General features: G+C 39.8%; 16 protein-coding genes and 1 tRNA gene. 12 read left to right on the forward strand and 5 right to left on the reverse strand.

The features are described 5' to 3' along the window. The first annotated feature begins 246 nt into the window (after positions 1 to 246). Positions 247 to 3,129, forward strand: coding sequence for a pitrilysin family protein (locus I6F42_RS09400; protein ID WP_197151939.1), 2,883 nt, complete (start codon positions 247 to 249; stop codon positions 3,127 to 3,129). A 153-nt stretch (positions 3,130 to 3,282) separates the two neighbouring features. Here I6F42_RS09400 and I6F42_RS09405 read toward each other — a convergent pair whose 3' ends face one another. Further along, entirely contained in the window at positions 3,283 to 3,603 is a 321-nt protein-coding gene (locus I6F42_RS09405; RefSeq protein ID WP_121954705.1) for a helix-turn-helix transcriptional regulator, read from the reverse strand. Positions 3,604 to 3,607: 4 nt separating this feature from the next. Beyond that, entirely contained in the window at positions 3,608 to 4,015 is a 408-nt protein-coding gene (locus I6F42_RS09410; RefSeq protein WP_197152052.1) for a hypothetical protein, read from the reverse strand. Positions 4,016 to 4,673: 658 nt separating this feature from the next. Between I6F42_RS09410 and cysE the strand changes: the two genes are divergently transcribed. Both cysE and I6F42_RS09420 read left to right on the forward strand, forming a co-directional pair. Beyond that, positions 4,674 to 5,492, forward strand: a complete 819-nt coding sequence (gene cysE, locus I6F42_RS09415; protein WP_007581613.1) for a serine O-acetyltransferase — start codon at positions 4,674 to 4,676, stop codon at positions 5,490 to 5,492. 35 nt (positions 5,493 to 5,527) lie between these two features. Further along, positions 5,528 to 6,208, forward strand: a complete 681-nt coding sequence (locus I6F42_RS09420) for a hypothetical protein (RefSeq protein WP_007581614.1) — start codon at positions 5,528 to 5,530, stop codon at positions 6,206 to 6,208. Between the two features lie 12 nt (positions 6,209 to 6,220). On the opposite strand, the gene xseA is transcribed toward I6F42_RS09420, so the two are convergent. Continuing rightward, the gene (gene xseA / locus I6F42_RS09425; protein WP_197151941.1) at positions 6,221 to 7,561 is read right to left on the reverse strand and encodes an exodeoxyribonuclease VII large subunit; all 1,341 of its coding nucleotides are present in this window, start codon (positions 7,559 to 7,561) and stop codon (positions 6,221 to 6,223) included. Positions 7,562 to 7,696: 135 nt separating this feature from the next. Here xseA and guaB point away from each other — a divergent pair, with 135 nt between their 5' ends. From guaB to rimI, 5 genes are all read left to right on the forward strand, one after another. Next, complete coding sequence (gene guaB, locus I6F42_RS09430) at positions 7,697 to 9,166, forward strand: IMP dehydrogenase (protein WP_002958783.1); 1,470 nt, start codon at positions 7,697 to 7,699, stop codon at positions 9,164 to 9,166. Between the two features lie 265 nt (positions 9,167 to 9,431). Beyond that, positions 9,432 to 11,009 (forward strand): glutamine-hydrolyzing GMP synthase, encoded by a 1,578-nt coding sequence (gene guaA, locus I6F42_RS09435; protein WP_008170177.1) that lies wholly within the window; start codon positions 9,432 to 9,434, stop codon positions 11,007 to 11,009. A 155-nt stretch (positions 11,010 to 11,164) separates the two neighbouring features. Then, positions 11,165 to 11,241 (forward strand) — tRNA-Trp (locus I6F42_RS09440). Between the two features lie 64 nt (positions 11,242 to 11,305). Next, a complete protein-coding gene (locus I6F42_RS09445; RefSeq protein WP_197151945.1) occupies positions 11,306 to 11,611 on the forward strand; it encodes a hypothetical protein in 306 nt (101 codons plus the stop codon). Next, positions 11,598 to 12,065: a ribosomal protein S18-alanine N-acetyltransferase gene (gene rimI, locus I6F42_RS09450; RefSeq protein ID WP_007581622.1), complete on the forward strand. Its 468-nt coding sequence runs from the start codon at positions 11,598 to 11,600 to the stop codon at positions 12,063 to 12,065. Before I6F42_RS09445 ends, rimI begins: the two co-directional genes overlap by 14 nt. A 75-nt stretch (positions 12,066 to 12,140) precedes the next feature. On the opposite strand, the gene I6F42_RS09455 is transcribed toward rimI, so the two are convergent. Beyond that, positions 12,141 to 14,807 (reverse strand): ATP-binding protein, encoded by a 2,667-nt coding sequence (locus tag I6F42_RS09455; RefSeq protein WP_007581624.1) that lies wholly within the window; start codon positions 14,805 to 14,807, stop codon positions 12,141 to 12,143. A gap of 852 nt (positions 14,808 to 15,659) precedes the next feature. On the opposite strand from I6F42_RS09455, the gene prfC reads away from it, so the two are divergent. The 4 genes from prfC to I6F42_RS09475 all read left to right on the forward strand — a co-directional run bounded on the left by prfC (position 15,660) and on the right by I6F42_RS09475 (position 20,915). Beyond that, positions 15,660 to 17,249, forward strand: a complete 1,590-nt coding sequence (gene prfC, locus I6F42_RS09460) for a peptide chain release factor 3 (RefSeq protein ID WP_165721062.1) — start codon at positions 15,660 to 15,662, stop codon at positions 17,247 to 17,249. A 59-nt stretch (positions 17,250 to 17,308) separates the two neighbouring features. Then, positions 17,309 to 19,051 (forward strand): arginine--tRNA ligase, encoded by a 1,743-nt coding sequence (argS, locus tag I6F42_RS09465; RefSeq protein WP_197151947.1) that lies wholly within the window; start codon positions 17,309 to 17,311, stop codon positions 19,049 to 19,051. Positions 19,052 to 19,487: 436 nt separating this feature from the next. Further along, positions 19,488 to 20,126: a pyridoxamine 5'-phosphate oxidase gene (gene pdxH, locus I6F42_RS09470; RefSeq protein WP_197151949.1), complete on the forward strand. Its 639-nt coding sequence runs from the start codon at positions 19,488 to 19,490 to the stop codon at positions 20,124 to 20,126. Between the two features lie 21 nt (positions 20,127 to 20,147). Further along, a complete protein-coding gene (locus I6F42_RS09475; RefSeq protein WP_197151951.1) occupies positions 20,148 to 20,915 on the forward strand; it encodes a TatD family hydrolase in 768 nt (255 codons plus the stop codon). Here the strand turns inward: I6F42_RS09475 and I6F42_RS09480 are convergent. Next, on the reverse strand, positions 20,882 to 21,502 hold the full coding sequence (locus tag I6F42_RS09480; protein ID WP_007581635.1) for an AhpA/YtjB family protein: 621 nt from the start codon (positions 21,500 to 21,502) through the stop codon (positions 20,882 to 20,884). The two genes, I6F42_RS09475 and I6F42_RS09480, sit on opposite strands and share 34 nt — an antisense overlap. Positions 21,503 to 21,544 lie beyond the last annotated feature (42 nt).

Genomic DNA, 21,544 nt, shown 5'->3' on the forward strand with positions numbered 1-21,544 from the left:
GCTAAGTTTGTTTTGATGGATTTAATATAGCAGCCATTTAGACGTCTAGATAGATTTATTTAATGAAAGTTTTTCAACTAACATGATGTTTATTCATAGTGCTTGTTCCTATAATTTATAATTGACACAGTTGTTTACATAATAAATTCCCTTTGGGCTCTTATATTTATTGGCTTTGGGGCATAATCGAGAGTGAGTTAGTATTAAATCTGACAACAAATTTGCTCAATTTAAAAAGGGACAACAATGAAATTTAAATTATTAGCAACCAGCTTAGCGGTATCGCTGGCGTTAACAGGTTGCGCCATGCAACAAAACCAAAGCACGCAAACAACAGCACAACAAGAACAAGTAAATAAAGCTGATGATCGTGTTTTTTCGCAAGATTATTTAATTGAAGAGCTAGAAAATGGCTTGCGTGTCATGGTTGTTAAAACCGATTACCCTGATGTGGTGTCGCTGCAAATTCCGGTATCGGTTGGGTCGCGTAACGAAGTTGAAGAGGGCAAAACAGGCTTTGCTCACTTTTTTGAACACATGATGTTTAAAGGCTCACAAAAATACCCTGAAGATGTGTATTCAGACATATTAAAAAATTCAGGTGTTGATAACCGCGCCTATACAACAAACGATTTTACAAACTACCATTTAAACTTTTCAAAGCAGCATCTTGATAAAGTACTTGAGCTTGAAGCTGATATTTTTCAAAACTTAACTTACACCGAAGAGCAATTTAGAACAGAAGCACAAACGGTAAAAGGTGAGTACTTAAAAAACAACGCGAGTCCAATTCGTAAATTATTAAGCGCTGTACGCGAAGAAGCGTTTGATAAGCACACGTATAAACACACCACTATGGGCTTTTTTAAAGACATAGAAGCCATGCCAGATCAAATGGCGTACGGTAAAGAGTTTTTTGCTAAATTTTATAAGCCTGAGTATGTGTCACTTGTTATTGTGGGCGATGTAGACCCACAAGCAACAATGGCAATGGTTAAAAAGCATTGGGGCAGCTGGAAAAAGGGTAACTATGTTGCTGACATTAAAGCAGAGCCTGTTCAACAAACACCAAAATATTTGCACCAGCAAGATGAAGCGCTACCAGGGCATTGGTTACTTGTATCCTACAAAGGCGCTGCGTGGGAGCCTGCTAAAAAAGACAGAGCGGCGCTTGATTTAATCTCACAGCTTTATTTTTCAAGTAATTCAGATTTATATCAAGAGCTAGTGGTCGACAAACAAATTGCCAGCCAAATGTTTACCTATAACCCAGAGACCAAAGATCCGGGTTTATTACACGTATTTGTTAAAGTAGAAAACGCAGATGATTTAGCCACTGCACGCGATGCAATTAACCGAACTTATGCAAAAGCACGCACTGAGCTTGTTGATGAGCAAAAGCTGAGTGATTTAAAATCGAACCTTAAATACAGCTTTATAAATGGCTTAGACTCGTCGCAAGCGATTGCATCAACCCTTGCCAGCTACATGCATTTTGAGCGCGATCCTGAGGTTATAAACCAGCTGTATAAATCGGCAGATAACATTACCAGCGCAGATATTAAAGCCGTTGCTAATAAATACTTTACTGATAACACACGTACCACATTAACAATGTCGGCACTTGATAAAGCTCCAGGTTTTGAGCAAGAAGTTGATTTAAATGCGCTTACTGCAAAGCTTGAACAAGCACCTACGGCACCTGTATTTAAAGTACTTGATAAAACCAATAGCTCGCCATTAATTGATGTTAACTTTTTATTCAATACCGGTGCGGCTGCCGACCCACAAGGCAAAAAAGGTGTTGCTGCGTTAACTGCGGCTATGCTTGCACAAGGTGGCTCAGAGGCGACAAGCTATAAAGATATTCAAAAAGCACTTTATCCGCTTGCGGGTAGCTTTGGCTATCAAATAGATAAAGAAATGCTGTCGTTTCAAGGGCGTATCCATAAAGATAATGCGGCGCAGTGGTATACACTTGTGAGCGATCAATTACTAAACCCAGGTTTTAGAGACGACGACTTTAAGCGCCTTAAAAAAGAAATGATCGACGGTATTAAATCAGGCTTAAAAGCATCTAACGATGAAGAGCTAGGCAAAGAAGTGCTATACAGTGCACTTTACAAAAATCACCCTTACGAAAGTTACAACTACGGTGATATTTCGGATTTAGAAGCGTTGACGCTAGATGATGTTAAAGCGTTTTATAACAGCGAGCTTACGCAATCTAAACTCACGGTTGGCTTAATTGGGGCTGTTCCTGCAAAACTTAAAGCTAAAATAATGAGCGATTTTGCAACGCTACCAAAAGGTGATCAAAGCCGTTTAAGTATTCCTGATGCACCAGTGCTTAAAGGTCATCATGCAACGATTGTAGAAAAGTCAGCGCAATCGACTGCGGTATCGTTTGGTTTTCCTATTGATACAATAAGAAGTAGCGAAGACTGGACAGCCCTTTGGCTTGTGCGTTCGTACTTCGGTGAGCACCGTAGTTCTAACAGCTTTTTATATGAGCGCATTCGTGAAACTCGCGGTATGAACTATGGCGATTATGCATACATTGAATACTTTCCACGTGGTATGTTTCAAACCAAGCCTGATGCAAATCTAGGGCGCTCTGAGCAAATATTTCAAGTGTGGTTACGCCCACTTCGCTCTAATAACGATGCGCACTTTGCCACACGTACCGCCTTGTTTGAGCTAGATAAGCTAATTAAAAATGGTATGAGCGAAGACGACTTTGAAGCTACGCGTAACTTTTTAATTAACTTTGTGCCGCAAATGGTTGCAAGTCAAAACCGCCAATTAGGTTACGCACTTGATAGCGAATTTTACAACACAGATAGCTTTGTAAGTTACGTAACTAACAAACTTAAAACGTTAAGCGTTGCTGATGTAAATCGCGTTATTAAAGAAAACTTACAAACAGACAATGTTCAATATGTGTTTATAACCGCAGACGGCGCTGATATGCAAAAACGTTTAGCATCGCAGCAAACCTCACCAATGGTTTACAACACTAATAAACCTGCTGAGTTGGTTGCTGAGGATAAAGTGATTGCCGATTATAAATTAGCAATTCCTGCAAAAAATATTGAAGTGATGAAAGTCGATAAAGTATTTCAATAATTTAAGTGGTTTTTAAACTATCTTGAAACGTATAAAAAATGCCCCAGTGCTTTAAAGCTCTGGGGCATTTTTATATTAATACTTTAAGCCAAAGCAAAGGCTTGTTACTAATAAAATAAGCTCGTTACTAATAAAATAAGCTCGTTACTAATATCATAAGCTTGTTATTAATAGCATACAGCCAACACCGAGTGTAAAGCTAATTAAAGAGCTTATAGCAATAGCTACAATAAACTTTTGCGTTGATTGGACTTTAACTGTTTCATCTACTTCTAAGTCGTCTAGTTTTATAAGCTCGCCTTGGCGCACTTCAAATACTGCGCATAAAGCCATTGTGGTTTCTTTTGATGCCGCACCTTCTTTCTCTACACGCTGAACGGTACGCAAGCTTACATCGCAGGCATCGGCAAGTTGCTGTTGCGTCCAATTAAATTGCTGCCTAAGTTCTTTTATTGTTTTAGGATTAAGTTGCATGCGTTTATTTACCTACCACTAAGTCAATTAGCGCAAAGGTTGAATACCCACCCAAGTATCCGGCTAGTACACAGGCAGAAAAAAATAGGACGGCTCTTTTCGGATCCTTAATAAAAGGAAGTAAAGTTTGTTCTTGTTGTTTTATTTGCTCATTATTTTTAAAAAAAGTACATTCTAGTTTGCCAGTGATAATATTTAGCATGTGATACTTAACTTGGTAGTTATGTTTTTTAAACTCAAATGTATGCGTGCTTTTTCTACCAACGCTACGCTTACTACTAACTAAATCGTCGTTTACGTAGATTTCTTCTTTGCCTGTAAAGTAGCTGCCAAAACAGGCTATTTGATTGTCGCCATCTTGAAAGTAAAATTTGTAACCTAATTTTCTTGTATTTAATATATCGTTTTTCATCATCGTTATCCTTGTTGAGTTGATGATGCTAATTTAGCGTTTGTTTTTGTTATTTACGCCGTCAGCTGTACGCCAGTATGTATTTTGGCATATGACAGGTGAGCTGTCATATGTTGTTAGCTTTTGATTTTTATTAATTTATTATATTTTAAGTCTGTATTGGTCATTTTAGCTACTGTCGTATAACTTAATCTAAAAAATGGGTACGTATTTGAAATATCATTTCTGGGTGCTAGGGCGTGTTGAACTCTGTGGATTGAAATTTGTTCAATCTAGGGTCGATTTAATCGCGGCGCGAGGTTTGTAACCTAGTGGGCTCGATAACTGCTCCTGCGTTATTCTACTGGCTTACATCCATGTAAGAATAAGTAAAAATCGAGCAACAAAGAGTTAATCGTCCCTAGAAAGAACCCAAAGGGCAGCGCATGTTTGGTCTTTATGCTGCGTTATCGCCTATTTATGGGGAGTAACCACGCTACATAGGCTCTGCCTTGCCTAAAAACCAAATATACTGCTGCAAATCCAATCACCAAAGATCAACACGCCCTAGTTATATCTAATAACCAGAACAAATAACTAAGGGATTAACACCTTAGTGGTTAAATCCGTTAGACTTGGGAAAAGGCTATTTTATATCAACTTAAGGCAGTGCAGTATTATGCGTCATGCAATTTGGCAACAGCTTCGCGACGAAGCTAACGATGTAGTAACACGTGAACCATTATTAGCAAGTCATGTTTATTCATGCATTTTGAATCATGATTGTTTAGGTTCGGCATTGAGCTTTATTGTTGCTAATAAGTTGGCTGATGCGGTGGTATCGGCATTCACTATCCGAGAGCTGTTTGACCAAGCATTTGTAAAATGTGACCGTATGCTATCTTTTGTTGCCGAGGATATTAAAGCGGTAAAAGACCGCGACCCTGCATCAGAAACCTATCTTACGGTTATATTAAATCTAAAAGGTTTTCATGCTATTCAGGCACACCGTTTGGCTAATTGCTTGTGGCAACAAAACCGCAAAGAGTTAGCGCGCTTTATTCAAAGCCGTAACTCTGAAGTGTTTGGGGTTGATATTCACCCAGCATGTAAAGTAGGTAAAGGCATTATGTTTGACCACGCAACCGGTATTGTTATTGGTGAAACAGCGGTAATTGAAGATAACGTATCAATACTTCAATCTGTAACGCTTGGCGGTACAGGCAATGAGCAGGGCGATCGTCATCCTAAAATTAGAGCGGGCGTGTTAATTGGCGCCGGCGCTAAAGTACTTGGTAATATTGAAGTAGGTGAGGGCGCACGAATTGGTGCGGGCTCAGTTGTACTTAGCAATGTTCCACCACACACAACCGCTGTTGGCGTACCCGCTAAAATTATTGGTCGACCGGATTGTGAGTGTCCGGCACAAAGTATGAACCAAAACTTTTTAGCAAATCCTGAGCCTGAAAACGAATCGCACACGAGTGCAATGCTATAAGTAATTAAAAATCATAAAACTTAAAAGGAATTAACATGAACAAGAATAGTTTATTGGCTCTAGGGATTGGGTTTATTGCGGGTGTAGGTTTAACTTGGGGCTACTTTAATGCAGCTTCAAGTCATCCTGAATCTGTTAAGTCGCAGCCAAGTTATGAAAAACAGCAAAAGCTTCATACTGAACAACAAAGTAATGAGGTATTAAGTAATGCAGACTCTGCAGTACCTGAGCAAGTCGCTAGTATAGAGCCCGCTGAAGATACGCCTCCAACCTATTCAGAAACCCAAATGCTTGATGAACTACCTTTAGAAGAGCAAGTAACTCAGCTTAAGCAGCAACTCGCTGAGCAGAAAGCGACAGTTAAAAGCATTTTAAAGCAAATGAGAGGTCCTTCAGATTTTGAGAAGATCTTACGTGATAAATTTGAAAAGCAAACGCGTGACGAAGAATGGGCTTATCGTACTGAAATGGCATTACAAGATTTTTTATTAACAGCTGATTTAGCGATTATACCCGATGTTGTTAGTGCAAAATGTAAAACGACGATATGTGAATTTGAACTAGCCGCACCCGCTGATAACGACACATTTGATAATTCTCAATGGCGAGAACTAAACGACAAGTTGATGAAGCAAGAGTTTTGGCAACAATTTAAAAGCACTACCTCCACATCAAGCGATAGCGAGCTTAAATTGTTGCTAAGTACAGAGTTTTAAGTAATACCAACTTTATGTAACAGGTATAACCTGTGATTCTATAGAGCCATCAACGAGCTCTGTAATCAAAACATCGCCTGTTTTAATTTGCCCCACAGATTTAACTACTTTCCCTTGCTGTGTTTTAGTGATGCTATAACCGCGCGCTAAAACATTAAGCGGACTTACTGAATCTAACCTGCTTGCTTGCAGTGCTAAGCTATTATTCGCTTGCTGTAACTGATGCTGTATAGCTTGGTTTAGCCTAGCTTGTAATTGCGAAAGTTGATGGCTTGCTGTAGCGAGTTTTTTATCGGGTGATTGGTGCATTAAACGCGGCGTTAAGTTATTGAGTGTGCGTTCTTGCTGGTATAAACGATTACGCATCGCCTGTTGCAGCGCAATGCTTAGCTCATCCAAACGTTGTGATTTTTGATTAAGCTGATTACGCGGATGACATAAATTAAGGCGGTGTTGTAACTGCGTTGCTAGTGCGCGCTTGTCGGCAATGCCGTGCTTAAACGCGTTAGATAAACGATTAACTAATTGCGTTACTTTGTTGTGTAACTCTTGCGTATTTGGGCTTACAAGCTCAGCTGCGGCTGATGGAGTCGCTGCACGAACATCAGCAACGTAATCGCTAATAGTGGTATCTATTTCGTGGCCTACCGCACTTACTATGGGTAATTCACTTTTGAAAATAGCGCGGGCGAGCTGTTCGTGATTAAAACACCATAAATCTTCAAGTGATCCGCCGCCTCGCCCTAAAATAAGTACGTCTACTTCATCACGAGCATTAGCTAATTCAATTTGGTTAATTAAATGCACGTGCGCTTCTTTGCCTTGTACCATAGCAGGGTAAATGATGACTTCTAGCTGCGGTGCACGGCGTTTGAGTACCGTTAAAATATCTTTTATAGCAGCGCCGGTTGCTGAGGTAATAACACCAATGCGATTAATATTTTGGGGTAATGGCTGTTTGTGAGCAGAGCTAAATAATCCTTCGGCGGCTAAACGCATTTTAAGCGCATCAAATTCTTGTTTTAGCTGACCTTCGCCTGCGGGTTCCATATGCTCAACAATAAGCTGGTAGTCACCGCGAGGTTCATAAAGCGATACACGCGCTTTTACTGTAACTTGTGCGCCATTTACAGGGCGGTAGCTTTGGTTGCGATTATTGCCTCGCCACATTGCGGCTTTAATTTGTGCTTTATCGTCTTTTAACGAAAAGTACCAATGTCCAGATGCAGGGGTAATAAAGTTAGAAATTTCGCCCGTGAGCACTAAAGATGCAAAACCTTGCTCAAGGATTGTGCGAATTTCTCTATTAAGGCGTGAAACGGTGTAAACCGCCTGCGAAGGCTTCGAAAACATAAAAAACAACCTAAAACTATTTATTGCACTACTTTATCATAAATATTTGCGAAATATTATTTACTCATGCCAACAACGCTGTTAAAATTTGGCCGCAATTCCTTATCTTAGATCCACATGTGAGAAGTTGCCAAAATGCTTAGAATCGCTAAAGAAGCTCTTACCTTTGATGACGTACTTTTAGTACCTGGTCATTCTACTGTTTTGCCACACACGGCAAATATTTCAACTCGCTTAACGCGTGGTATCAAACTTAACTTGCCGCTTATTTCAGCATCTATGGATACTGTTACAGAAGCTCGTTTAGCTATTGCCCTTGCGCAAGAAGGTGGTCTTGGTTTTATTCATAAAAACATGACTATTGAAGAACAAGCGAAAAACGTACGTAAAGTTAAAACCTACGAAGCAGGTATTGTTTCATACCCTGTAACGGTTACTGCCGATTTAACAATTGCAGATGCAATTGAGCTTTCGCACGAAAAAGGTTTTTCAGGCTTTCCGGTTACCGATAGCAATAATGTGCTTGTAGGCATTGTTACTAGTCGTGATATGCGTTTTGAAACTAAGCTTGAACAGCCTGTTTCTACCGTTATGACTAAAAAAGAAAAGCTTGTTACCGTTAAAGAAGGCGCAGCACGCGAAGAAATTTTAGGCTTAATGCACGAACACCGCATTGAAAAAATCCTTGTTGTTGATGATGAATTTAAACTTAAAGGCATGATCACAGTAAAAGATTACCAAAAAGCCCAAGACAAACCTGACGCATGTAAAGACGACCAAGGTCGTTTACGTGTAGGTGCTGCTGTAAGTGTTGGTGCAGGTACTGATGAACGTATTGCTGCATTAGTAGAAGCGGGTATTGATGTTTTACTCATCGATACATCGCATGGTCACTCTCAAGGCGTTATTGACCGTGTTACTAAAACTCGCAAAGAGTACCCAGACTTACAAATTATTGCAGGTAACATTGCAACAGCTGAAGGTGCGATTGCACTTGCTGATGCCGGTGCCGATGCAGTAAAAGTAGGTATAGGCCCAGGTTCTATTTGTACTACACGTATTGTTACCGGTTGTGGCGTTCCACAAATTACCGCAATTTCAGATGCTGTTGAAGGCTTAAAAGGTCGCGACATTCCTGTTATTGCTGATGGTGGCATTCGTTTTTCTGGTGATATTGTTAAAGCACTTGTTGCTGGTGCATCGTGTGTAATGGTGGGTTCTCTTCTTGCTGGTACTGAAGAAGCACCAGGTGAAGTCGAATTGTACCAAGGCCGTTATTACAAATCTTACCGTGGTATGGGCTCATTGGGCGCGATGGATCAAAAAGAAGGTTCATCAGATCGTTACTTCCAAAAATCAAACGAAGCAGACAAGTTAGTACCTGAAGGTATTGAAGGTCGCGTAGCTTACAAAGGTCCTATTGCAACGATTATTCATCAGCAAGTGGGCGGCCTACGAAGCGCTATGGGCTTAACGGGTTGCGCAACAATTGAAGAGCTAAATACAAAACCACAATTTGTACGTGTTACTTCAGCAGGTATGGGTGAGTCGCACGTTCATGATGTGCAAATCACTAAAGAAGCACCAAATTACCGCTTAGGTTAAGCAGCGTAATTAATTTAATATACTGGGCTTGCTTTGCAAGCCCTCTTTTTAGTCGTTTATATAAATACCAATTGCATTAATAAAGTGGTCAATTATTGCGACAGATAAATGGCTCAATAACGAGGCAAAAATTTCGATTTTTAGTTTCTTCTAAATAAGAAGTTTTTAACGTGGTTAGAGAGTTATTTAGCCTGCAAGAATTAGTAATGTTTAATAAAATTGGTATTCAAAGCGGCATTTAGCATCAGACTTTACGAGATACTCCATGAGCAAAGATATTCACGATTCACGAATTCTCATTTTAGACTTTGGTTCACAATACACTCAATTAATCGCCCGTCGTGTGCGTGAAATTGGTGTTTACTGTGAACTTTGGGCATGGGATGTGACTGAAGAACAAATCCGCGAGTTCAACCCACAAGGTATTATTCTTTCTGGTGGTCCAGAATCAACAACACTTGAAAACAGCCCGCGCGCTCCTGAGTATGTATTTAATGCAGGCGTGCCTGTGCTAGGTATTTGCTACGGTATGCAAACAATGGCAGCTCAACTTGGCGGAAGTGTACACAGCTCTGATAAAAAAGAGTTTGGTTACGCACAAGTAGAAAAAGTAGGCAACTGTGCATTATTTGATGCAATTGAAGACAGCATTACCGATGGCGGCAACGGCATACTCGACGTATGGATGAGTCATGGCGACAAAGTAATGGATATTCCAGCTGGTTTTGCAACAACAGCTAAAACATCTACTTGTCCACATGCTGCAATGTCTAACGAAGAAAAACGTTTTTATGGCGTACAGTTTCACCCAGAAGTAACGCACACGCATCAAGGTCAGCGCTTATTAGAGCGTTTTGCTATTGATATTTGTGGCTGTGAAAAATTGTGGACTGCTGCAAAAATTATCGATGATGCTATCGAGCGTATTAAAGAAACAGTTGGCGATGACGAAGTTATTTTAGGCCTCTCTGGTGGTGTTGATTCATCGGTTGTGGCTATGCTTATTCACCGTGCAATTGGCGAAAGACTAACATGTGTATTTGTTGATAATGGTTTACTTCGTTTAAACGAAGGCCAACAAGTAATGGACATGTTTGGTAATAAATTTGGCTTAAATATTGTTAAAGTTGAAGCTGAAGAGCAGTTTTTAAATGATCTAGCGGGTAAGTCAGACCCAGAAGATAAACGTAAAGCCATTGGTCATACGTTTATTAATGTATTTGATGAGCAAGCCAAAAAGCTTAAAAATGCAAAATGGTTAGCACAAGGTACAATTTACCCTGATGTAATTGAATCAGCGGCATCTGCAACTGGTAAAGCGCATGTTATTAAATCTCACCACAATGTGGGCGGATTACCAGATGACATGAAAATGGGCCTTGTTGAGCCATTACGTGAATTATTCAAAGATGAAGTACGTAAAATTGGCCTAGAGCTAGGTTTACCGTACGATATGCTTTACCGTCATCCTTTCCCTGGACCAGGTTTAGGTGTGCGTGTACTTGGCGAAATCAAAAAAGAATACTGTGATTTATTACGCCGCGCTGATGCGATTTTCATCGAAGAGCTTCACAAAGCTGAGCTTTACCATAAAGTAAGCCAAGCGTTTACTGTATTCTTACCTGTTAAATCGGTAGGGGTTATGGGTGATGCACGTAAGTACGATTGGGTTGTATCACTTCGTTGTGTGGAAACAATCGACTTTATGACAGCGCGCTGGTCACATTTACCTTATGAGTTTTTAGGTGTGGTATCAAACCGTATCATTAATGAAATAGATGGTATTTCTCGTGTTGTTTACGATATTTCAGGTAAACCACCTGCAACTATCGAATGGGAATAATTAATTTTAGTTTTAATTAACTAATTTTAAGTGATTAAAAAACGGCGAATTAGCATGCTAATTCGCCGTTTTGTTTATTTAAAAAGCAGTTAAACTAAAAGAGTGATTTTTCTCTTTACCTTTGGCGAAACTTCTCTATAATTCGTCGTCATTGCAGGGGCGTAGTTCCAATTGGTAGAACAGCGGTCTCCAAAACCGATGGTTGGGAGTTCGAATCTCTCCGCCCCTGCCATTTCTTCTTTACATCGTTTTTATTACTTCTTATATTGTTCAAATGTCTAATCTACTGAGTTGTTATGCATCCACGTTACGCAGCTATTTTTGATATAGAAAATCTTGAACTCAATCAACATTATTGTCCTCAAACAAATGATCAAGCTAATACTTTATCGCAAAGCACGATAGCTAGTTCTTTAACGCTAAATGAGCAACTACTTGCAGACATTAAACTCAGTGCAGAGCCTATTATTATAAATAGCGTTGTGCAGGGCAGTGAGATGCAATTAAACGACAATAAGCTTACATTGCCAACCCCACAGCTCAACGGCTCTGAGAAGCGTGCTTTATGGGCTTTAATGAGTGAACACCTTGATAAACTTTAAATCAGTAGATGAAACTGCAATACCTCAATTAATGGCCATCGAAACAGCGTGTCATAGCCATCCGTGGACTTTAAATACAATGGGTTCATGTATAGGCGGGCGCTATTTTAATGTTGCCGCATTTGATGAGGCAAGCATGATTGGTTTTTATATTGGTGAAAAAGCAGGGCCTGATTTTACACTTATGGATATTTGTGTCACACCAAGTCACCAGGGTAAGGGTATTGCAAGGCAGTTGTTAGCGCAATTTATTGAATATGGTGAGCAGCAAAATGCTGAAAACCTCTTTTTAGAAGTTCGCGAATCAAATACGCGTGCTATTGCGCTGTACGAGCGCGCAGGCTTTGCTGAGATGTCAGTGCGTAAAAACTACTACCCAAGTGATAACCCTGCTAAAAATGGCTTTGAAGACGCTATTTTAATGGGTATGGCGCTAGGTTTAAACTTTTCATAATTAAAGTCGGTAATTAGCATTTAAAATATAGAGCCGCTAAAGTACTGCATTTGTACCGTTTTGTAAGTTTGCTTTTTAGGTTACTTTGTCGCTAATTGCTTGCTCAATGGCTGCTATTAAATCATTTACCAGCTCGTCTCTTGGTACTTTATTGTTACTTTTTAAGTTCTCTTCAAGTGCCGCAGCGCTATGGTAAATTTCATCAAAGTTAAAGCATCCAGAACTGCCTTTAACACTGTGCGCTATACCTCTTAATGCTTCCCAATCATCACAATGCTGCAAAGCTTTAACTTCTTCTAAATATGTAGGTAAGTTAGCTAAGTAATTATCGGCAATTTGCTGAAACTTTTCGCTCTTTAATAGGCTATCCCATTTATTTTGATTATCTTTTTCAAGATGCAGGTAGCTTACGAGTACGTTTTCCAGAGCATCTTTATCAATAGGTTTAGCCAGTGCTTTGTCGCAACCAGCTTCTAGATAAGTGCCTATATCATGGTTCATTACATTGGCAGTAAGGGCAATGATAGGGCCATCATACGCTGCATGACGAAGCATTTTAGTCGCTTCTAATCCGCCCATTACAGGCATTTGCATATCCATAATAATAAGTTGGTAGTCGTTTACGAGCGCCATTTCTACAGCTTGTGCGCCATTACTGGCAATATCGGGTTCAAGGCCCCAGGTTTGCAGTAATAATTTAATTAATAGTTGGTTATCTGGGTTATCCTCAGCCACTAATATATTGGCGTCGAAGCTATTGGTTGCAAACGATAAGAGAGGGTCTTTCTCTGGTATTAACTGGCTGTCTTGCGTTAAAAATTCAAGCATGGGTTGATCATCAGATAGCTGACATGCCACCCTAATTGTAACTCGGCTACCTACACCCACTTCACTTTCAAGGTTTACATCGCCACCAAGTAACAGTGCTAAGTTTTTAGAAATACACAACCCAAGACCTGTACCACCAAAACGACGTGTAGTTGTGGCATCGGCTTGTTCAAACGGCTTAAATACACGTTCTATTTGATGCTCAGACATACCAATACCAGTATCTTTAATTACAAACTCTAGCTTTTGACTTGCTTGTAAATAATGCACACAAATAGACACGCTGCCATTTTCGGTAAATTTAACAGCGTTATTAGCAATGTTTATAAGTATTTGTTTTAAGCGGGTCACATCACTATAAATGGTGCGGGGTAGCGGCAGTTGATAGTCGATATTAAGGGTTAATTGTTTTTCTTGTGCCAGTGGTTGAATAATTGATTCAATGTCGTGCACAAGCTGCACTACGTTTAACGCTGACAAATCAACAGCCAGCTTTTCAGCTTCAATTTTAGATAAATCGAGTATGTTATTTATTAACTCTAGTAAGTGTTTGGAATTACGTAAAATAGTGCTTAGGTGTTGTTTGTCATTCGCTACTTTATCGTTATGTAGTAACTGCTCTGTAAAGCCCATAATGGCCGTGAGCGGCGTGCGTATTTCGTGACTCATGTTGGCTAAAAAACGACTCTTAAGTTGATTAGCTTGCTCAGCTTGGCCAATAGCTAACTCAAGTTGGCTGTTCATAGCTTCAAGTGCTTGGGTACGACTTTCCACTTTATCTTCAAGGTGGTGTTTGTATTCTTCAAGCTGTTGTTGGTAGTGCCTTATTTGATTAACCATGTGGTTAAAGTCGTTAAATAAAACACCTACTTCATCATTTGTATGAGCTGGTAAGTGCACCGACAAATCGCCATCACCAACACGATGACTCGCAGCCCCGAGTAACTCAATTGGGTTAAGTAATAAATTGCGGACCACTACAAAAATTAATATTGGCAGGGTGATCACCGAAATAATAACAATTAAGCCTGTTATTAAACTTATGGCTTTACCTGATTGATAAAGCACCCCTTTGGGAATGGTCGATACGTAATAATATCCGCCGGGCATTTGCACTGCAAAAATCATTCGCTCTATTTTGTCTATGCTTGAGAGTTCAATAGTTGAAAGCATGCCGATATCAGCGAGGTCGTGCACTTGATTAAGTTCGTACTCGCTTATGTATTGGCCACGCATATTATAATCGGAGCTAAATAAAATTTTCCCGTCTTTAGTCAACATTAAATTAAGCGTGTTGTTATATGGCGCTTCTAAAATACTAGAGTTTAGTATTGAAGGTTCTATATGTATTACAATAAAACCAAGCTGCTGTGGTCGTTTTAAATAGTAATCAACACTATAAATTCGTTGAATAAAATACAAACTAGTGGTGCCATCATCCTTTTGAATCATAAATTGCTGTTTACTTAAATTACTTTGCAATACTTGATTAAAAAACGGGTAGCTTTTAGGCGCTGTTGTTAGGTTGTTAGAGTAGTAGGCATCGCTTTTCCCACTGGCTGAAACTAAATTAATGCTAATTATATCGGGATAAGCCTCACTGTAACTGGCAAATACATCCATAAGCGCGCCAAGTTTTCGGGTGTAATTACCGTTGGCACGAATGTCGTTTGCTAAAAAATCACTAAGTACTGGCGAGGTTGAAAGTAGTTTTGCAGTAGAGTGAAAAGAGTCGATATAATTAAATATTTTTTGCTGTTGTTGCTCAACAAAACGGCTCATTATTAAATCAGCTTGTTTTTGTGTTGAATTAGTTACATTGGTGAGCGTAAAGCCACCTAAAAATAGCAGCGGTAGAATAACAAGGGGTGTTATATACCATAATAATCTAATACTTAACTTACTGGTTTTCATGACCAAACGACTTATCCTCCATGCAATCTATCAATAATATGCGTTACGACTTTATTACACAAGCTTGTGGCGGTCTTGGTGGCTAAATTACAATCAGTAGTTGCATGGTATTTAGCTCTGTATTGGTGTTTTTTTATTTTATTAAGTTATTTTAATTTAATAAGTTACATGCTTATAACCGTTATTTTATTGTTCAAAAAAGTTTACATAAATTTACATCTTTTAAAGTCATTTTTTTAAAGATAAATGCTATCACTTAAAATTGAATTTTCTAATTTACTCTTAGTTATAAATACCAGTGGGTTAACGCAGGGCTGTTAGCCGGGCCACTAGGTTATATTCTCAAGCAAGGCTTAAAAATTCTAATGGTGTGCAGAGGCTTGGTGTATTGTGTGCTGATTCTATTTATTTGGCTTATTACTGATTTTTTTATACCTCATTTGCAGTTAGGCTTCCCAAAATCCATATTAATAAAAAAGATCAGCTAATAACCAACCATTGATTGTTTATAAGGCCAAGATCAGCGAAAATAGTTTCCAATTACGATTAACATAACGGATCGCATGTGAAGGGCCAATTTAGGGCTTTTCTGATGGTGTGTTGAGCTTTCGAGGTTGCTCTATACCAATTTTATTAAACCAAGATCGTTCTAGCGTATTAAATAACTCACTAACTACGTTAAAAATTATTCATAGAGAATAACTCTATGTGATAATTTCGCCTTGTTATTGCGCTATTTTATTATCGCTATAATAGAACGCTAATTTAATGCAATTGGTATTATTTAAGCCTTGAAAGCTCAGCATACTTAAAGTGGATAATATCCGTATACAAACTAAAAGAACTTTTTTAATGGCAGATCAAAATCTCCTTAGCGAAATTAATAAACGACGAACCTTTGCTATCATCTCTCACCCAGATGCTGGTAAAACAACCATTACCGAAAAAGTATTGTTATTCGGACAAGCTATTCAACGAGCCGGCACTGTAAAAGGCCGTGGCTCTAACCAGCATGCAAAGTCTGACTGGATGGAAATGGAAAAAGAGCGTGGTATATCTGTTACTACCTCTGTAATGCAGTTTCCATATAACAACGCACTTGTTAATTTACTTGATACTCCAGGACATGAAGATTTCTCGGAAGATACTTACCGCACGCTAACAGCGGTAGATTCGTGCTTAATGGTTATTGATGCGGCAAAGGGTGTAGAAGATCGTACCCGTAAGCTCATGGAAGTTACACGCCTGCGTACAACGCCAATTGTTACGTTTATGAATAAGTGTGACCGTGAAATACGCGACCCAATGGAAGTGCTTGACGAAGTTGAAACAGAGCTAAATATTGCCTGTGCGCCCATCACTTGGCCAATTGGCTGTGGTAAAGAGTTTAAAGGTGTTTACCACATTCATAATGACGAAGCTGTTTTATACAAAACAGGTCAAGGTCATAAAATTCAAGAAGTTCGTACCATTAAAGGGCTTGATAACCCAGAACTTGATATTGCCATTGGTGAAGATTTAGCTGCGCAATTACGCGATGAGCTTGAGCTTGTTATTGGCGCATCAAACGAATTTGATTTAGAGCTGTTTTTAGCCGGTAAGCTTTCGCCTGTTTATTATGGTACTGCACTGGGTAACTTTGGTGTTGACCATGTTTTAGATGGTTTAACTAAATGGGCACCAACGCCATTACCACGTGAAACTGAAGACAGACTTGTTGTTGCAACTGAAGAAAACTTTACCGGCTTTGTATTTAAAATTCAGGCAAACATGGATCCAAAACACCGAGACCGTATTGCATTTATGCGTATTGTGTCGGGTAAGTACAGCCAAGGCATGAAAATGAATCACGTGCGAATTGGCAAGCAAGTGAGCATTTCTGATGCGGTAACCTTTATGGCGGGCGATCGTGAGCGAGCAGAAGATGCTTACGCTGGCGATATTATTGGTTTGCATAACCACGGTACAATTCAAATTGGTGATACATTTACCCAAGGCGAAAAACTTAAATTTAGCGGTATCCCTAACTTTGCGCCTGAATTATTCCGCCGTATTCGTCTTCGCGATCCGCTTAAGCAAAAGCAATTATTAAAAGGCTTAGTACAGCTTTCTGAAGAGGGTGCTGTGCAGGTATTTAGACCGCTTATAAACAACGATTTAATTGTGGGCGCAGTAGGTGTACTTCAGTTTGATGTGGTTGTAGCACGTTTAAAAGCTGAATATAACGTAGATGCTATTTACGAAGGTATAAACGTAAATACAGCACGCTGGGTAGAAAGCAGCGATGTTAAAAAGTTTGAAGAATTTAAACGCAAGTGCGAAAGTAATTTAGCACTCGATGGTGGCGATAACTTAACTTACATAGCGCCGAGCCGTGTAAATCTTAATTTATCGGTAGAGCGTTACCCAGAAGTGACATTTAACCACACTCGCGAAAACTAGAATCGACTGACTACAGTTAACTGAAAGCCTGCTTTGGCGGGCTTACAAAGGTAAAAAATATGAATATTCGTACTATTTTAATCGAAAAAGCCATTGCCGCAATGGCGGGCGCAGGCTTACCTGAAGATACAAACCCAGCAGTAACACAAAGCACACGTCCACAATTTGGTGATTACCAAATTAATGCAGCAATGGGCGCGGCTAAAAAAATGAAAAGCAACCCACGTGAGCTTGCGCAAAAAATTATAGATAACCTTGATGTAAGCGATATTGCTCAAAAGACTGAAATTGCTGGCCCAGGTTTTATTAATATTCATTTAAAACCTGAGTTTTTAGCGCAAAGCGTTAAAGCAGCTAACAGTGATGCAAAGCTTGCTGTAAACGAGCATGCTAACCCGCAAAAAGTGGTTGTTGACTATTCATCACCAAACCTTGCTAAAGAAATGCACGTAGGCCATTTACGTTCAACCATTATTGGTGACTCAATTGTGCGTGCGCTTGAATTTAGAGGCGACACGGTTGTACGTCAAAATCACATGGGTGATTGGGGCACGCAATTTGGTATGTTAATCGCGCATTTGGAAGATCAAATTAGCCAAGGTGTTGATTTAGATTCTGTAGCGCTTGCTGATTTAGAAACCTTTTACCGCGATGCTAAAAAACGCTTTGACGACGAAGAAGGCTTTGCTGATAAAGCACGTAATTACGTTGTTAAACTACAAGGCGGCGATGCGCACTGTGAAAAACTTTGGAAACTGTTTATAGCTACCTCAGTTAAGCACTCTGAAGAAGTATACAAGCGTTTAAATGTAACACTTACTCAAGCCGATATTATGGCTGAAAGCGCATACAACGCAGAACTTAACGATATTATTAGCCTACTTAAAGATAAAAATATTGCCGTAGAGTCGCAAGGCGCGCAAGTTGTGTTTTTAGATGAACTTGCCAACAAAGATGGTGAACCATCTGCGTTTATCGTACAAAAATCTGGCGGTGGTTTTTTATATGCAACAACCGATTTAGCGGCATGTGATTATCGTTCAAATAAATTAGGTGCTGATCGTATCTTAATTTTTGTAGATGCACGTCAAAACCTACACTTTAATCAAGTAGAGCTAACAGCGCGTAAAGCAGGTTTACTACGAGACGAAACAAGTTACGAGTTTTGCCCGTTTGGCACCATGATGGGCGCCGATAACAAACCATTTAAAACACGTACTGGCGGCACAGTAAAACTTGCTGACTTATTGGAAGAATCAATTAACCGTGCAGCTGCAAAACTAGCTGAACGTGAATCGGATTTAAGTGATAGCGATCGCAACGAGATTGCACGTAAAGTAGGTATTGGCGCAGTTAAATACGCCGACCTTTCTAAGCACCGTACCAGCGATTACATTTTTAACTGGGACAGCATGCTAAGCTTTGAAGGCGCAACCGCTCCTTATTTACAATATGCTTATACGCGTATACGCAGTATTTTCCGCAAATCAGGCGTTGATGCTGCTACGTTAAATTCAGACGTTGCAATTGTTGAGCCTCAAGAAAAAGCACTTGCACTTAAGCTACTACAGCTTGAAGAAGTACTTGATTTAATGATCAGCGAAGCAACACCGCACGTACTATGTGGTTACTTATATGAGTTAGCAAGCTTATACATGACATTTTACGAAGCCTGCCCAGTACTTAAAGAGGGCGTAGAGCCAAGCGTGCGCGATAGCCGTTTAGTGCTGTGTAATTTGGTTTCTAAAACTCTTGAAACGGGATTAGATTTGCTAGGCATTGAAGTTATGGAGCAAATGTAATCACCGTCGTATTTTAACCTAATACTGCGTTATCCAATCCGACTTACCCTAATCACATACAAACCGTATGCTCATAGGGATAAGTCAGGTTGGACGCCTTGTCTTAGGCTAAACTACTTAGGTGAACCGTCTGCTGCGTGTAGTTCGCTTTGACTGCGTTGTCGTGCTTTTTTAGCCTAAGTCACATACTAAATGTATGCTCCTTGGCATAAAAAAGCACTCCGTCTTGTCAGCACTTCTACACTTGCAGATATCTGAGTTGCGTAGTTTACGTTGTAGGTTGGGTTGAGTGAAACGAAACCCAACGATATGCCTGAGACTCGGTGTTATTGTTATCGCATACACCTGAATCTTAATATTTGTTACTACTCAACACCCATTGTTTTAAGCTCGCTACTCTAAGCTCTTTTCTAAGGCTTTATTTAAAGGACTTGTTATGAAACTCGAAGATATCCGCCGTGAATACCTGCAAGACGCGTTAAGCGAAGATAACTTGCAAGATGATCCGTTTAAGCAGTTTGAAACGTGGCTTGAGCATGCGGTAGCAAGCAAACTACCCGATCCAACAGCAATGGTCGTAGCAACCGTTGATGAAACCGGTCAACCTTCACAGCGCATTGTGCTTTTAAAGCATCTGGATGATAACGGTTTTGTATTTTTTACCAATACAGGTTCGCGTAAAGCGCAAGAGCTTAAAGGTAATAACAAAATATCGCTGCACTTTCCGTGGCACCACATGGAACGCCAAGTTATTGTATATGGCGAGGCTAAACCATTACCTACATCTGCCGTGGCAAAGTACTTTTTATCTCGTCCTAAAGAAAGCCAATTAGCGGCGTGGGCGTCAGCGCAAAGCCGTCCGGTGTCATCACGTAAAGTACTCATGGAAACCTTCGCCAGCATGAAAAGTAAGTTTGCTAAAGGTGAAATTCCACTCCCTGATTTTTGGGGCGGATATTGTGTAGTACCCACTAAAATTGAGTTTTGGCAAGGTGGGGCGCATCGTTTGCATGACCGCTTTATGTACCAGCGTCAAGCAGATAATAGCTGGCAAGTTACGCGCTTAAATCCTTAATAAATAGATGAGTAAGTAACCGTGCAATTTATTGACTCTCATTGCCACCTCGACTTTAGCGAGTTTGATTCGAATCGTGAATCGCTCATAAGTGAGTGTGTAGCAAAGGGAGTTAATCAGTTTGTTGTGCCGGGTATTACGCTTGCTCAATCGCGTACTCTCATAAAACTCAAAGCAACTTACCCAAGTATAAAAATAGCCGCAGGGCTACATCCTTACTTTTTAGAGCAACATAACGAATCGCACATAGAAGCGTTATTTGAATTCGCGACTGCAAATAAGCATCAGTTGGTAGCTATTGGGGAGTGCGGGCTTGATCGAAGTATTGAAAACCTTCCTAAACAAACTTATTTATTTGAGCAGCAAATAGGGCTTTCTAATGAGCTTAACTTACCGCTCATTGTGCATCATAGGCAAAGCCATGATTTAATTGCGCAATCGTTTAAGCGGTGTAAGCCAAAAAACGGGGGAGTGATTCATGCCTTTTCGGGCTCACTTCAACAAGCGCAGTACTATATTAAGCAGGGTTTTAAGCTTGGCATAGGCGGCGTTATTACCTATGATCGCGCAGTTAAAACACGCGCTGTTATTGCTGCTATTGAGCCAGAGCACTTAGTGCTTGAAACCGACTCACCTTCAATGCCGTTAAGCGGTCATCAAGGTGAAGTTAACACGCCATTACATATACCTGATGTATTTAACGCGTTATGTGATTTAAAGCCACATAGTAAAAGAGGGACGCTTGCAAAGCAGCTTTACGATTCTTGTTCAGATGTTTTTTGCATATAGCGATTTACCTGCCAACGTTTTAATCCACGCCCTAACTGCCACGTAAAAATACATGCAATCACTAACATTAATAGGACCTGTCGACCTAAGTCATGAAAATGATTATGGCTGTCTGATATTGCGGCGCGAGTTAAATAAGTAACAGACACAAAGCCTATAGGGCGGTCATCATCGCTTATCACGGGTTCCATAAAAGGTGTTTTTAGCTTACTAATACCCGGTGTAGAGTCAGGGAGTTGTCCATAAATATGGTGTGACTGCCAATTGTCACTGCTAGCAATTAAAATGCCTTGTTGATCATAAATAGTCGCAGAAAGTACAAATTCATCTTTACTTATATCGTTACAAATGGCGTTGAGCTGTGGTTTGTTTTTTTCAATAAGCGGTGTTTTAACATTTAAAGCCATAAACTGAGTGAGGCTTTTTGCCGTGCTATCGGCACTATCATAAAGTAACTGATGACTCTGAAAACTACTATTAACACCTACCCAGCTTAGTAATACAAAACAACCAGCCGCTAGTATTAAGCGAACAAGTCGTTTTCTTTGAGAAGCAGTAATAGGGTTTTTAATATGGTTATTTTTCATAGTCACCGTTTATGCTACTGACAGCATTTTGATTTGATGTTA

Origin of the sequence: Pseudoalteromonas sp. SWYJZ12 (assembly GCF_015864395.1) — a bacterium.
Classification (GTDB): domain Bacteria; phylum Pseudomonadota; class Gammaproteobacteria; order Enterobacterales; family Alteromonadaceae; genus Pseudoalteromonas; species Pseudoalteromonas arctica.

Coding starts and splice junctions, on each gene's coding strand:
- I6F42_RS09400 (WP_197151939.1), top strand. CDS start 247: ATGAAATTTAAATTATTAGCAACCAGCTTAGCGGTATCGCTGGCGTTA.
- I6F42_RS09405 (WP_121954705.1), bottom strand. CDS start 3,603: ATGCAACTTAATCCTAAAACAATAAAAGAACTTAGGCAGCAATTTAAT.
- I6F42_RS09410 (WP_197152052.1), bottom strand. CDS start 4,015: ATGAAAAACGATATATTAAATACAAGAAAATTAGGTTACAAATTTTAC.
- cysE (WP_007581613.1), top strand. CDS start 4,674: ATGCGTCATGCAATTTGGCAACAGCTTCGCGACGAAGCTAACGATGTA.
- I6F42_RS09420 (WP_007581614.1), top strand. CDS start 5,528: ATGAACAAGAATAGTTTATTGGCTCTAGGGATTGGGTTTATTGCGGGT.
- xseA (WP_197151941.1), bottom strand. CDS start 7,561: ATGTTTTCGAAGCCTTCGCAGGCGGTTTACACCGTTTCACGCCTTAAT.
- guaB (WP_002958783.1), top strand. CDS start 7,697: ATGCTTAGAATCGCTAAAGAAGCTCTTACCTTTGATGACGTACTTTTA.
- guaA (WP_008170177.1), top strand. CDS start 9,432: ATGAGCAAAGATATTCACGATTCACGAATTCTCATTTTAGACTTTGGT.
- I6F42_RS09445 (WP_197151945.1), top strand. CDS start 11,306: ATGCATCCACGTTACGCAGCTATTTTTGATATAGAAAATCTTGAACTC.
- I6F42_RS09455 (WP_007581624.1), bottom strand. CDS start 14,807: ATGAAAACCAGTAAGTTAAGTATTAGATTATTATGGTATATAACACCC.
- prfC (WP_165721062.1), top strand. CDS start 15,660: ATGGCAGATCAAAATCTCCTTAGCGAAATTAATAAACGACGAACCTTT.
- argS (WP_197151947.1), top strand. CDS start 17,309: ATGAATATTCGTACTATTTTAATCGAAAAAGCCATTGCCGCAATGGCG.
- pdxH (WP_197151949.1), top strand. CDS start 19,488: ATGAAACTCGAAGATATCCGCCGTGAATACCTGCAAGACGCGTTAAGC.
- I6F42_RS09480 (WP_007581635.1), bottom strand. CDS start 21,502: ATGAAAAATAACCATATTAAAAACCCTATTACTGCTTCTCAAAGAAAA.